This is a genomic window from Sphingomonas sp. (assembly GCF_036387535.1).
Classification (GTDB): domain Bacteria; phylum Pseudomonadota; class Alphaproteobacteria; order Sphingomonadales; family Sphingomonadaceae; genus Sphingomonas_R.
The window spans coordinates 1-12,301 of the sequence record NZ_DASVTO010000028.1; the positions used below are offsets into that span (position 1 = coordinate 1).

14 protein-coding genes are annotated in these 12,301 nt (G+C 66.3%); 8 read left to right on the forward strand and 6 right to left on the reverse strand.

All coding sequences use genetic code 11. The features are described 5' to 3' along the window. The 3 genes from VF649_RS02700 to VF649_RS02710 all read left to right on the forward strand — a co-directional run. The coding region (locus VF649_RS02700) for a peroxiredoxin (protein WP_331010419.1) at nucleotides 1-463 on the forward strand (463 nt) is incomplete at its 5' end. Nucleotides 464-546: 83 nt separating this feature from the next. Beyond that, nucleotides 547-1,995, forward strand: coding sequence for an AMP nucleosidase (locus VF649_RS02705; RefSeq protein WP_414713628.1), 1,449 nt, complete (start codon nucleotides 547-549; stop codon nucleotides 1,993-1,995). Continuing rightward, a complete protein-coding gene (locus VF649_RS02710) occupies nucleotides 1,992-2,363 on the forward strand; it encodes an MliC family protein (protein WP_331010421.1) in 372 nt (123 codons plus the stop codon). Before VF649_RS02705 ends, VF649_RS02710 begins: the two co-directional genes overlap by 4 nt. 122 nt (nucleotides 2,364-2,485) lie before the next feature. On the opposite strand, the gene VF649_RS02715 is transcribed toward VF649_RS02710, so the two are convergent. From VF649_RS02715 to sdhC, 4 genes are read right to left on the reverse strand one after another with little or no spacing between them, the layout of a single operon-like run. Further along, nucleotides 2,486-2,665 (reverse strand): hypothetical protein, encoded by a 180-nt coding sequence (locus VF649_RS02715; protein WP_331010422.1) that lies wholly within the window; start codon nucleotides 2,663-2,665, stop codon nucleotides 2,486-2,488. 25 nt (nucleotides 2,666-2,690) lie between these two features. Continuing rightward, nucleotides 2,691-4,478: a succinate dehydrogenase flavoprotein subunit gene (gene sdhA / locus VF649_RS02720; protein WP_331010423.1), complete on the reverse strand. Its 1,788-nt coding sequence runs from the start codon at nucleotides 4,476-4,478 to the stop codon at nucleotides 2,691-2,693. Next, nucleotides 4,478-4,858 carry a succinate dehydrogenase, hydrophobic membrane anchor protein gene (gene sdhD, locus VF649_RS02725; protein WP_331010424.1) on the reverse strand — a complete coding sequence of 127 codons (381 nt, stop codon included), beginning with the start codon at nucleotides 4,856-4,858 and terminating at the stop codon, nucleotides 4,478-4,480. Before sdhD ends, sdhA begins: the two co-directional genes overlap by 1 nt. A 19-nt stretch (nucleotides 4,859-4,877) precedes the next feature. Further along, nucleotides 4,878-5,303, reverse strand: a complete 426-nt coding sequence (gene sdhC / locus VF649_RS02730) for a succinate dehydrogenase, cytochrome b556 subunit (RefSeq protein WP_331010425.1) — start codon at nucleotides 5,301-5,303, stop codon at nucleotides 4,878-4,880. Nucleotides 5,304-5,461: 158 nt separating this feature from the next. Between sdhC and VF649_RS02735 the strand changes: the two genes are divergently transcribed. The 5 genes from VF649_RS02735 to argC all read left to right on the forward strand — a co-directional run bounded on the left by VF649_RS02735 (nucleotide 5,462) and on the right by argC (nucleotide 10,563). Beyond that, on the forward strand, nucleotides 5,462-6,826 hold the full coding sequence (locus tag VF649_RS02735) for a methyl-accepting chemotaxis protein (protein ID WP_331010426.1): 1,365 nt from the start codon (nucleotides 5,462-5,464) through the stop codon (nucleotides 6,824-6,826). A 77-nt stretch (nucleotides 6,827-6,903) separates the two neighbouring features. After that, complete coding sequence (locus VF649_RS02740; RefSeq protein ID WP_331010427.1) at nucleotides 6,904-8,313, forward strand: leucyl aminopeptidase family protein; 1,410 nt, start codon at nucleotides 6,904-6,906, stop codon at nucleotides 8,311-8,313. Nucleotides 8,314-8,430: 117 nt separating this feature from the next. Further along, entirely contained in the window at nucleotides 8,431-8,760 is a 330-nt protein-coding gene (locus VF649_RS02745) for a MarR family transcriptional regulator (RefSeq protein WP_331010428.1), read from the forward strand. Further along, a complete protein-coding gene (locus tag VF649_RS02750; RefSeq protein WP_414713629.1) occupies nucleotides 8,678-9,625 on the forward strand; it encodes a C40 family peptidase in 948 nt (315 codons plus the stop codon). The genes VF649_RS02745 and VF649_RS02750 overlap by 83 nt, the downstream gene beginning before the upstream one ends. Next, nucleotides 9,622-10,563 carry an N-acetyl-gamma-glutamyl-phosphate reductase gene (gene argC / locus VF649_RS02755; protein ID WP_331010430.1) on the forward strand — a complete coding sequence of 314 codons (942 nt, stop codon included), beginning with the start codon at nucleotides 9,622-9,624 and terminating at the stop codon, nucleotides 10,561-10,563. Before VF649_RS02750 ends, argC begins: the two co-directional genes overlap by 4 nt. Before the next feature lies 1 nt (nucleotide 10,564). Here the strand turns inward: argC and mltG are convergent, their stop codons facing one another. Beyond that, nucleotides 10,565-11,566: an endolytic transglycosylase MltG gene (gene mltG, locus VF649_RS02760; RefSeq protein WP_331010431.1), complete on the reverse strand. Its 1,002-nt coding sequence runs from the start codon at nucleotides 11,564-11,566 to the stop codon at nucleotides 10,565-10,567. Nucleotides 11,567-11,595: 29 nt separating this feature from the next. Continuing rightward, on the reverse strand, nucleotides 11,596-12,301 hold a 706-nt coding region (locus VF649_RS02765), incomplete at its 5' end, for a beta-ketoacyl-ACP synthase II (RefSeq protein ID WP_331010432.1).

Here is a 12,301-nt window from a genome sequence, read left to right on the forward strand (position 1 = left end):
CGACAGCATCCCAGCCGCCACTTTGTTCAAGGTCACACCGGACGGCCCGCAGAAGATTGATGCCGCCACCTGGTTCAAGGGCCGCAAGGTCGCGCTGTTCTCCGTTCCGGGCGCGTTCACGCCCACCTGTTCCGCACGCCATCTGCCCAGCTTCGTCGAACAGGCCGGCGCTTTGAAGGCGAAGGGCGTCGACGAGATCGTCGGAACCGCGGTCAACGATGCTTTCGTGATGGGCGCGTGGGCGAAGGACGGCGGAGCGGACGGCATCACCATGCTGGCCGATGGCAATGCCGATTTCGTGACGGCGCTCGGCCTGACCATGGATGGTGCCGGGTTCGGCATGGGCACGCGGGGCCAGCGCTTCTCGATGCTGGTCGACGACGGCGTGGTCACGCAACTGAATGTCGAGGCACCGGGCGACTATCATGTCAGCTCCGCCGAACATCTGCTGGCGCAGCTCTAGCAGGCAGGGACCGTTCGTCCGCGCCTCGATGGGCGGGCGAACGGCACCATTGAACGCACGTCGCCGGCGCTCTAGGAATGACGATGGCCTCCACACGCAGCTACGCCCTGGTCGATGAACTCGATCAGATCTACCGCTCCTCCGTCGCCGCGCTGCGGCACGCGCTTGGTCGCTATATTGATCATGGCGAACGGCCTGACGACGCTGCGCGGACCGCCGGCGCTTTCTGCTATCCCGAACTGCGACTGCATTATGACGGCGCCACGCCGCGCGCACATGCGACCCGCGCCTATGGCCGGCTGACGCGTCCCGGCGATTACGCCGTCAACATCACCCAGCCCGCGCTGTTCCGCGAATATCTTGCGCGGCAGATCGACCTGCTGGTCGACGATTACGGGGCCGATGTCATCGCTACGCGCGGCAGCCAGGAGATCCCTTACCCCTATGTCCTGGATGCCGGTCATGATGTCGACCTCTCCAGCGCCGCCGCAACCGAGCTGGCCCGGATCTTCCCCGCCAACGAACTCGCCCATATCGGCGATGAGATCGCGGACGGCCTGTGGGAAGGGGGCGAGGGTGCCGCCCACCCGCTCGCCCTGTTCGATGCGCAGCGCACCGATTTCAGCCTGGCACGGCTGCGCCATTATACCGGCACGCCGACGCAGCATGTTCAGAATTACATCCTGTTCACCAACTATCACCGCTATGTCGATGAATTCGTTCGCTGGGGTTGCGCACAGGTCACCGGCGGCGGGCCGTGGCACACGCTCAGCTGCGCGGGCGGCCTCGAACTGACTGCCGAAAATGCCGATCCAGAACTGGCGATCAACGACAGTGCGTGGCGCAAGCATCAGATGCCCGCCTATCATCTGGTTGGTCCGGACCGTTCCGGTATCACGCTGGTCAACATCGGCGTCGGGCCGTCGAACGCCAAGACGATTACCGATCATCTCGCCGTGATGCGGCCGGAGGCCTGGCTGATGATCGGGCATTGTGGCGGGCTGCGCCCCAGCCAGCGGATCGGCGATTATGTGCTGGCCCATGCCTATCTGCGCGACGACCATGTCATGGACGATGTACTGCCCCCCGAAATCCCGATCCCGCCGATCGCGGAGGTCCAGCAGGCCCTGGTCCGCGGGGCCGAGATCGTGTCCGGCGAAACCCGGGAGCAGTTGAAGGCCCGGCTGCGGACCGGCACTGTCGTCACCACCGACGATCGCAACTGGGAACTGCGCTACACCCGCTCCGCACTGCGCTTCAATCAAAGCCGCGCGGTTGCGATCGATATGGAATCGGCCACGCTGGCGGCGCAGGGCTACCGGTTCCGCGTGCCGTATGGGACGTTGCTCTGTGTGTCGGACAAGCCGATCCACGGCGAGATCAAGCTCCCGGGTCAGGCCAATCGCTTCTACGAACGTGCGATTTCCGAACATCTGCGGATCGGCATCGCGACCATGGACGAATTGCGGGCGGCCGGCGATCAGCTGCACAGCCGCAAGCTGCGCGCCTTCAACGAACCGCCTTTCCGATGAAACCCGCCCTGCCGCCGATCTTCCTGCTCGCGCTCCTGCTCGCCGGCTGCGGGGGCGACGGCGTCACCACCGCCAGCAACATGGTCGACGGCGTCACTCCCACGGCCGCGTCCGACGCTGGCCAGGGCGCGCGCTTACTCTGTGCGGACGGTCGCCAAGTGCGCGCAGTGTTCCTGGATCCCGATACGCTCGCGCTCCACATCGGCGCCGAAACCATCGCGATGCGCAGCGCCCCTGCCAGCAAGGGCGCCCGCTACATCGGCCCCGGTTGGGAATGGTGGACGCACGGCCTGCAACAAGCCACGCTCACCCGCCTGAACGCCGCAACCACCGCGCCGGAAAAGGGCGTAAGCTGTAAAGTTCGGTAACTCCCATCGGCGAGGGATAACGGCCACCGCAGAAGCGGGGCCCGAGCCGGCTCTCACGCTGTCCCTACCTGACAGAACCGAGCCCACGATAACCAGCCCCGGCTGGAACGCCGGCGTTAACCCTATCGCAGCTTCGCAATCTTCAGACCGTCCGCCTTGGCACGGTCCTTGGTCGACTCCTCGCTCCGCGTCAGCGCCTTGGCAATCGCCTTCAGCGCCATGCCCTTGGCCGCCAGCCTGTGCAGCTTCTGGATCTCGTCCTGCGTCCAGGGCTGGCGGTGGCGTTCGAAGCCTTCGGCCATCGCGTCGTCTCCATCCGCCCAGGGATCAGTAAACGCGCGCCTTCGGCTTGATATAAGCGATGTCGTCGGTCAGCGTGTAATCATGCACCGGCCGGTAATCGAGCGTCACCCGACCCTGGTCGAACCAGCTGATCGTGTGCTTCATCCACTCGTCGTCATGACGCTCCGGATAATCCTCATGCATGTGCGCACCGCGGCTTTCGTGACGATTAGCAGCGCTATGGACCGTCACCACCGCCTGCGGCAGCATGTTGTCGAGTTCCAGCGTCTCGATCAGGTCGGTGTTCCAGACGAGCGAACGATCCACGATCCCGACATCCTGCAGGCGCGCATGGATGGTGTCGATCTTCTCCATGCCTTCGCGCAGCAGCTTGGTGTCCCGGAATACCGCGGCATGGGCCTGCATCGTCTTCTGCATTTCCAGCCGGATCGACGCCGTCGGCGATCCGCCCTTGGCGTTCCGGAACTTGTCCAGGCGCGCCAGCGCGAAATCATCCATCGTCTTCGACGCGGGCTGATGCGGCGTGCCGGGCTTCAGGATCTCGTTGATCCGATGCCCAGTCGCCCGCCCGAACACGACCAGATCGATCAGCGAATTGGATCCCAGCCGATTGGCACCATGCACCGACACGCATGCGGCCTCGCCCACGGCGAACAGGCCGGGGACCACGGCATCCGGGTTCCCGTCCCGCAACGTCACGACTTCACCGTGATAATTGCAGGGAATCCCGCCCATGTTGTAATGCACGGTCGGTGTCACCGGCAGCGGCTGACGCGTCAGATCGACGCCGGCAAACACCTTGCCGGTCTCGCTGATGCCGGGCAGCCGCTCCGCCAGCACCGCAGGATCGATATGATCCAGGTGCAGGAAGATATGATCCTTGTCCTTGCCGACGCCGCGGCCTTCCCGGATTTCCATCGCCATCGACCGTGATACGACATCGCGCGACGCCAGATCCTTCGCGGACGGGGCATAGCGTTCCATGAAGCGCTCGCCTTCGGAATTGGTGAGATAGCCACCCTCGCCGCGCGCGCCTTCGGTGATCAGCACGCCGGCGCCGTAGATGCCGGTCGGATGGAACTGCACGAACTCCATGTCCTGCAGCGGCAGTCCGGCCCGGAGAACCATGCCGCCGCCGTCGCCGGTGCAGGTGTGGGCCGACGTCGCCGAGAAATAGCAGCGACCATAGCCACCGGTCGCCAGCACGACCGCATGGCTGCGGAACCGGTGGATCGTGCCGTCTTCCATGCACATCGCGATCACGCCGCGGCATTCGCCGCCTTCCATGATCAGGTCGAGCGCGAAATATTCGATGTAGAAATCGGCGTCATATTTCAGGCTCTGCTGATACAGCGAATGCAGCATGGCATGGCCGGTGCGGTCCGCGGCAGCACAGGTGCGCTGGGCAGGCGGGCCTTCGCCCATATTCTGCATCATCCCGCCAAACGGGCGCTGATAGATCTTGCCTTCGGTGGTCCGGCTGAATGGCACGCCGGCATGTTCCAGCTCGTACACCGCCGCCGGCGCTTCGCGGCACAGATATTCGATGGCATCCTGGTCGCCCAGCCAGTCCGATCCCTTCACGGTATCGTACATGTGCCAGGTCCAGTGATCAGGGCCCATATTGCCCAGCGACGCGGCGATGCCGCCCTGCGCCGCCACGGTGTGGCTGCGCGTCGGAAACACCTTGGTGATGCAGGCCGTTTTAAGCCCCGATTCAGCGATCCCCATCGTCGCGCGCAGCCCGGAACCCCCGGCCCCCACCACGACGGCGTCATAGACATGATCGATGATCTTGTAGGCCTCGGCCATTAGGCGGCTCCGAAAGCGATCTTGAGGATCGAGAAGATGGCGATCGCGGCAAGCGCGATAGTGTAGAAGTTCAGGAGGACGATGGCGACGAAGCGCGATCCCTCATGCTGATAATCTTCGATGACGATCTGCAGGCCCAGGCGGAAATGGTAGAAGACCGACGCCACCAGCAGGATCATCATGACCGCGTTGAACGGCGCGTGCAGCCAGGTCACGACCGAAGCATGGTCCAGCGCCGGCAGCCGGAACAGCGACACCACGAACCAGATCACGGTCACGATGTTGCTGCCCGCGGTCAGCCGCTGGCGCCACCAGTGCATCGCCCCATGATGCGCGGAACCCAGTCCGCGGACCCGCCCGATATTGGTTCCGGTACCCATCAGTGCGCCGCCTTCTTGTTCATCGCGTCAACGCCCAGCCCCACAGGGCAATCGTGAGGAAGGTGGAAACGACCATCGTCAGTTGCGCATACATCTTGTTGGTCTTCAGCTCATAGCCCGCGCCGATATCCAGCACGAGATGGCGGACACCCGTCGACATATGCTGGAAGAACGCCCAGGTGATCGCGATCGCCGCGATCTTCGCGAGCACCGTCGTCAGTTCCGGCAGACCGCCCGCGCCCTCGGCATCGATCATCCACCGGGAAAAGGTCGCATAGGATTCCGGACCCGTCGCAACGGCCGCCAGCCACCAGACCAGCAACATCACGCCACCCGTCGCCATCGCCACGCCCGTTGCGCGGTGCAGGATCGAGACCAGCATATGCGGGCCCCATTTCCAGATGGTGAGATGGGGGGAGAGGGGCCGCCCCGGATTGCGCGCCATAGTCCGCCTTCCTGATTGATGCGCGTCCTTTACCGGAACATGGCGGTCTTGCAAGCATGTCGGCGGCCCGACGCACATGGACAAATCGTCCTTACCCGGCGTTTACCATTGGCCGCTATCACCGGTCCCGGCGATTGGCATGGAAAGATACGCAGATGGTGACGGGGCGCTTCGTTCTGACCGAAGGGTCGGCAGAATTGCTGATGGACGAGGCGGCGATTGCCGAACGGATCATGACCTATGATCCACGGGGGGAATTTCACGCCAGCCTGCGCCAGATCTGGGAACAGCATTCGCCGGCGATCCTCGCCGTCACGCGCCAGTCGTGGCAGAGATCGCTGGAATCCCTTCACAAGATGGACAATGTCACATTCGATGCCGAGCACGTCGTGCTGGAGCGGATGGAACGCGAAATTACCAGCCGATACATACGGCCGATCGATGCGCAATGGATCGCGTCGGTCGCGGCTGGCGGATCGGAAACCTATACGGCCGGCATCCCGGTGCCGCTCCGGATCCGGTCGATGCAACGCTATGGCAGCATGCTGGCGGACGCCATCATGGCGAACATTCCCGATCCGGTGGAAATGCGCCGCGTCGGAAGCATCATCTTCAAGTTGATCTGCATCGAACTGGACATCATCACCGATCAGATCGGCGAGATCCGGCGACGTGAGGCGGCGCGTATCCGCGTGGCCGACGGCGGCACATTCCGCGACACGGTCGGATCGATCCTGGACGGGGCGCTACGCCATTCGGTCGAACTGTCGCAACAGACCGGCGGCGCGTCGGGCGTGACGCGCGGCATGCTGGGCAAGGCATCCGAAGTCGCGGCCGCGGCGGAACAATCCGCGGTCGCCATGCGCGATGCCGCCATGACGGCGGCCGGCCTGATCCGCGCGATCGAGGAGGCACGCGGCGAAGTCGAGACGGCCGCCCTGGTCGCCACCCGCGCCGCGGAACAGTCCGCCACCGCCGTGTCGGTGTCGGAAGCGCTGAGCAGCCACGCACAGGCAATCGAATCGATCCTCGGGCTCATCCGCGATATTGCGGGCCAGACCAACCTGCTCGCGCTCAACGCGACGATCGAAGCCGCGCGGGCCGGCGACAGCGGGCGCGGTTTCGCGGTCGTGGCGTCGGAGGTCAAGAACCTCGCGGCGCAGACGGCGCGCGCGACCGACGACATCGCCGCCAAGATCGCCGCGATCCAGTCGGCCACGCGGCAGACCGTCGATGCCAATGGATCGATCCGCGACACGGTCGGCGAGGTTCAATGCTCTGCCCAGCGCATCCGCGCAGCCATGGAAACCCAGGCGCGTACCGTCACGATGATCACCGCCGCGGTGGACGAAACCGCGCTCGCCGCGGATTCGATGTCGGCCACCATCGCCACCATCCGGGCGGAAACCGAAACCGTCGCGGACGAAATCGATCATCTGGCAAGCGGTTTCAAATCGATGGGCGCGCATCTTACCCGTCTGTCGACCACCACCGGCGATTTCGTCTCGCGCTTGGCCGCCTGAGCCTGACCACCTGGGCCGGACCGCCGGATATGGGCGTCGGGCTTGGCGATCGCCGCCGTCCCTGCCTATGGTTGCCAATGACCGATTTCGCCAGCCTGCTCCTCCCCGATCGCGGCCAGCCCGCGCATGCCATCCAGCTGCTCTCGGCCGATGGGCTGGACGACTGGCTGGTCACGCAACCGGAACGGGCGCGCGCCGCCGCCGGTGCCGCACTGTTCCAGGGCAGGCCCGGCGAAATGGCCGTGCTGCCGGGGCTGAAGCCGGACGAATGGTCGGTCGTCGCCAGGATCGGCGATGCGAACGATCCCTTTGCACTGGCGGCGCTGGCGGCGCGGCTGCCATCGGGAAGCTATCGCCTGGCGACCGGATCGCCGGGCGCCGCCACCTTGGGCTGGCTGTTGGCGCAGCATCGCTTCGATCGCTATCGTTCCGATCCCGATCCGCTGCCGCGACGTATCCTGCTGACGCCGGATCCGGCGCGGATCGATGCGGCGGTGGCGCTTGCGACCGCGGTCGCACTGGTGCGCGATCTCGTCGACACGCCAGCCTCGGACCTGGGGCCCGCCGAACTCGCCGCCGCGGTCGATCAGCAGGCGGGACTGTTCCAGGCATCGGTCACCATCACGCAGGGCGCCGATCTGGAACGTCATTTTCCGATGGTCGCCGCCGTCGGGCGCGCCGCCGCCACCCCGCGCGCGCCGCGCATGATCGAACTGCTGTGGGGCGATCCGGCGCATCCGCGCATCGCGATCATCGGCAAGGGCGTGGTGTTCGACTCCGGCGGCCTCAACATCAAGGGTGGCACCGGCATGCTGCTGATGAAGAAGGACATGGGCGGCGCGGCCCATGCCCTGGCACTGGCGACGCTCATCATGGGCGCGCGCCTGCCGGTCCGGCTCCACCTGCTGATCCCCGCGGTCGAAAACGCGATCGCCGGCGACGCCTTCCGACCCGGCGACATCCTCACCAGCCGCAATGGGCTGACGGTCGAGATCGGGAATACCGATGCCGAGGGGCGGCTGGTGCTCGCCGACGCGCTGACCCGCGCGGCGGAGGAAGCCCCCGAACTGCTGATCGATTTCGCCACGCTGACCGGCGCGGCGCGGGTGGCGCTGGGGCCGGACCTTCCCGCCCTGTTTTCGAACGACGATGCGCTTGCCGATGGTCTGCTGGCGGCGGGAACCGCCACGTCGGACCCGCTGTGGCGGATGCCGTTGTGGGCGCCCTATCTCGACATGCTGAAATCCGGCATCGCGGACATCAACAATGCGGGCGAAGGCGGTCTCGCCGGTGCGATCACGGCCGCACTGTTCCTCGACCGCTTCGTGCCTGGATCGCTGCCATGGGCGCATTTCGATACGTTCGCGTGGCGCCCGTCGGCCAAGCCAGGCCGGCCCAAGGGGGGCGATGCGCTCGGCCTGCGCGCGGCCTGGGCCTATCTTTCGGGGCGGTATGGGGCCACGCCATCGGACAGAGCGGGAACATAGTCTGATCGCCGATGAAACGATCCGCGGCCCCGGGTGTTTTCATGGAACACGGCCATTGTGCCCGTTCATCATGGAAAAAGGTGCCGTGCAGTGCCGATTTCGTCGCTTTGTTCCTGGATGCATACGTTGGTCGGCTATGTCCGGTCGGGGAAACCCGATCTGACCAACCGGCAGATGGCCCTGCTTCTGGCCGTTTATCTTACGCCCGGCCCGCATACGGTCCGTGGCCTTGCCCAGATGCTGGGCGTTTCCAAACCGGTCGTCACGCGCGCCTTGAATACGCTGGGCACGCTCGGCTATCTCCGCCGCGAACGGGACGAAGCCGACAGGCGGAACGTGTTCGTGGCACGCACGGCTGTGGGGAATGATTTTCTTGAAGGTTTCGGCAACCTCATCACCGAACAACCCGTCACCGAACGTCGTCAGCGCGCCGTCGCGGTCGGTTGACCGGTTCCGCCTGACCGGGCCCTCCGTCGTCCATGACCCGCGCGTCACGGCCGTGCGCCGCGATATCGCCGACATCGCCTTGGCGGATCGGCTGTTCGCGCCGCATTATGCGCGTGCCCAGCCGCTGCACTGTCGCGGCGCCGCCACGATGGTCCGTGCGGCGGCCCTGCATGATGCGCCGGCGGTATCGCAACTCCTGCCGGGCGAGAGCTTCTGTGTCCTCGACATCGGCGGCGACTGGAGCTGGGGCTATTGCGCGGCCGATGGCTATGTCGGCTATGTCCGCTCCGCCGCGCTGGCTCCGCCCGGCGTGGATGCCACCCACCTCGTCACCGCTGCGACGGCGCTGATTTTCACCGCGCCCGACATCAAGGCGCCGCTTGCGGGCACGTTTCCGGTCGGCAGTCGGATCGCAGGCCGGATCGCGGGCGAGTTCCTTGCGCTCGACGCCGGCGGCTACGTGCATCACCGTCATTGCACCGCGGTGGATGACCATGCCGACGATCCCGTCACGGTCGCCTGCGCGCTGGTCGGCATGCCCTATTTGTGGGGCGGGCGTGGTGCAGGCGGCATCGACTGTTCGGGGCTGGTGCAGCTTGCGCTCGCCCGCTGCGGCCGGTCGGTCCCGCGTGACAGCGACCAGCAACGCGCAGCGGTCGGCACGGCGCTGGCCGACGATACGCCGGCAACTCGCGGGGATCTCGTCTTCTTTCCGGGTCATGTCGGGTTGATGGTCGATGCGGAACGGCTGGTGCACGCCAACGCGTACTGGATGGCGGTCACCATCGATCCGCTGGCCGACGTCGTCGCCCGGATCGCGACCACGCACGAGACACCCATCCTGGCGCGGCGGAGATTGCCATGACGACGAAGGTGTTCATTGACGGCGCGGTCGGCACCACCGGTCTGGAAATCCGCGACCGGCTGGCGGATCGGCATGACGTGACACTGGTCACCATTCCCGATGCGTTGCGCAAGGATGCCGTCGCGCGGGCCGATGCGCTGAACGGTGCCGACGCCGTGATCCTGTGCCTGCCCGACGATGCGGCCCGCGACGCTGTCGCGATGGTCGAGAATCCGGCCGTCCGGATCGTCGACGCGTCCACGGCGCACCGCACGGCCGATGGCTGGGCCTATGGGTTCGCCGAGCTGGAGCCCGACCGTGCCGCCGCCCTCGCCACCGCGACGCGGATCAGCAATCCCGGTTGCTATCCGACCGGGTTCCTGGCGCTGGTCCGCCCGCTGGTCCGCGCCGGCCTGCTGCCCGCCGATCGCATGCTCGCGGTCGCGGCGACCTCCGGCTATTCGGGGGGCGGCAAGGCGATGATCGCAGCGTTCGAGGATCCGGCCGCCGATGGGGCGACCAGCACCGGCCACCGCAGTTACGGCCTTCATCTCGGGCACAAGCATGTGCGGGAAATGCAGGTCCAGGGCGGGCTCGCCCACCCCCCGATCTTCCTGCCCGCCGTCGCGCGCAGCTACCGCGGCATGCTGGTGGAGGTGCCGCTGGCACTCCACGATCTCGCCCCCGGTACCACCGCGGCGCAGGTTCGCGATCTGTTGCGCGGCGCCTATGCCGCATCGGCGCTGGTCTCGGTCGCGACCGATCTGCCGTCCGTCCTCGACATCGAACGAACGGCCGGGACCGACCGGCTCGAAATCTTCGTCTATGCCGATGAGGCCGCCGGCCAGCTCCGCCTCGTCGCCGCGCTCGACAATCTCGGCAAGGGTGCGGGCGGTGCCGCGGTGCAGAACATGAACTTGGCGTGCGGCCTTCCGGAAACCGAAGGGCTGCGGTTATGAGCTACATCTCGCCCCGCGCGCGTCGCAGCGCATAGTAACGCTGCACATTCGCATTATGTTCGGCCAGCGTCCGGGCAAAGACATGCCCCCCCGCGCCGCTCGCCACGAAATAGAGCGCGTCGCTTTTTGCGGGATCCAGCACCGCCGCGATCGCGCCACGTCCCGGATTGGCGATCGGACCCGCCGGCAGCCCGGCCATGGCATAGGTGTTGTAGGCGTTGACCGCATTCAGCTCGGACCGCCGGATCCGCCGACCCAGCGACCGACCGCGCGTGATCGGATAGATGACGGTGGGGTCGGCCTGCAACCGCATGCCGGTCCGCAGCCGGTTGGAATAGACCGCTGCCACCATCGGCCGCTCGGCCGCCAGCGCAGTTTCCTTCTCCACGATCGACGCCAGCGTCACGGCGTCCGCCTTCGACGCGACCACCGTTCCGGGCTTCCGCGTCCGCCACAGCGTATCCACCGTCCGTGTCATCGCATCCTGCATCCGTTTCAGTACCGCCGCCCGTGTTTCACCACGTTCGAAGCTGTAGCTGTCAGGCAGCACGGATCCTTCCGCCGGCACCGGCACGTCACCGGTCAGCAACGGTTTCGCCATCAGCCGGTCGCGCACCAGCACGGACGGCATTCCCTCCGGAATGGTCACCAGCCGCTGCAGCGTCCTGCCCGATTGCAGCAGGCCCAGGATGTCGGCCGGGCTCGCCCCCGCCGCGATCTCATATTCACCCGCGCGGATCGGCGCATCGGTTCCGAACATGCGGACCTTGCGCAGGAATGCGGTGGTCGAATCGATCGCACCCGCCTTTTCCAGCGCGCGGGCGGCCGCGGCCAGCGTCGCGCCCTCCGCTATGGTCACGTCGGTCGCCCGGGTCAGCGGGCCGGCGGCGTGCCAGCTGCGCGTGGTCCATAGCCAGCCGCCGACCACCGCCAGACCCGCCACGATGACCAGCATCAGGATCCACCTGCCGACCGGGGGCTTCTTGCGCTTCCGTGCCACCATCATTCCCCGCTCGGCCGGTCCGCCCGCGATCAATCCCGGACCGGAACCATCACCAGCGACGCGTTGGTGCCGCCAAAGCCGAACGAATTGTTCAGCACCGCCCGCACTGCGCGCTTTTTCGCGACATGCGGCACCAGGTCGACGCCCATCACCCCGTCCGACGGATTATCCAGGTTCAACGTCGGCGGCACGATCTGGTCGCGCATGGCCAGGATGCAGAAGATCGCCTCTACCGCGCCGGCGCCGCCCAGCAGATGCCCGATCGCCGATTTGGTCGACGACATCGATACATTGTCGATCGCATCGCCGAACAATCGCCGGACCGCGCCCAGCTCCAGTTCGTCACCCATCGGCGTCGATGTGCCGTGCGCGTTGATGTAATCGATATCGGCGGGCGCCAGCCCCGCCTTCTTCAACGCCATCTCCATCGCGCGATATGCGCCCGATCCTTCCGGGTGCGGCGCGGTGACATGATAGGCGTCGCCCGACAGGCCGTAACCGATCACCTCGGCATAGATCTTCGCCCCGCGCGCCTTGGCATGCTCATATTCCTCCAGCACCACGACGCCCGCGCCCTCGCCCATCACGAACCCGTCGCGGTCCTTGTCATACGGGCGCGATCCCTTTTCGGGGGTATCGTTGAAATGGGTCGACAGCGCCTTGGCCTGCGCGAACCCGGCAATGCCAAGCGGGCAGATCGCGCCCTCGGCACCACCCGCCAGCATCACGTCGGCG

Excerpts from the sequence above, each read along its gene's own strand:
- sdhD (WP_331010424.1), bottom strand. The coding sequence starts at position 4,858 with ATGGGTACCGGAACCAATATCGGGCGGGTCCGCGGACTGGGTTCCGCG.
- sdhA (WP_331010423.1), bottom strand. The coding sequence starts at position 4,478 with ATGGCCGAGGCCTACAAGATCATCGATCATGTCTATGACGCCGTCGTG.
- VF649_RS02750 (WP_414713629.1), top strand. The coding sequence starts at position 8,678 with ATGATTTTCTTGAAGGTTTCGGCAACCTCATCACCGAACAACCCGTCA.
- VF649_RS02710 (WP_331010421.1), top strand. The coding sequence starts at position 1,992 with ATGAAACCCGCCCTGCCGCCGATCTTCCTGCTCGCGCTCCTGCTCGCC.
- argC (WP_331010430.1), top strand. The coding sequence starts at position 9,622 with ATGACGACGAAGGTGTTCATTGACGGCGCGGTCGGCACCACCGGTCTG.
- VF649_RS02715 (WP_331010422.1), bottom strand. The coding sequence starts at position 2,665 with ATGGCCGAAGGCTTCGAACGCCACCGCCAGCCCTGGACGCAGGACGAG.
- VF649_RS02740 (WP_331010427.1), top strand. The coding sequence starts at position 6,904 with ATGACCGATTTCGCCAGCCTGCTCCTCCCCGATCGCGGCCAGCCCGCG.
- VF649_RS02705 (WP_414713628.1), top strand. The coding sequence starts at position 547 with ATGGCCTCCACACGCAGCTACGCCCTGGTCGATGAACTCGATCAGATC.
- VF649_RS02745 (WP_331010428.1), top strand. The coding sequence starts at position 8,431 with ATGCATACGTTGGTCGGCTATGTCCGGTCGGGGAAACCCGATCTGACC.
- sdhC (WP_331010425.1), bottom strand. The coding sequence starts at position 5,303 with ATGGCGCGCAATCCGGGGCGGCCCCTCTCCCCCCATCTCACCATCTGG.
- mltG (WP_331010431.1), bottom strand. The coding sequence starts at position 11,566 with ATGGTGGCACGGAAGCGCAAGAAGCCCCCGGTCGGCAGGTGGATCCTG.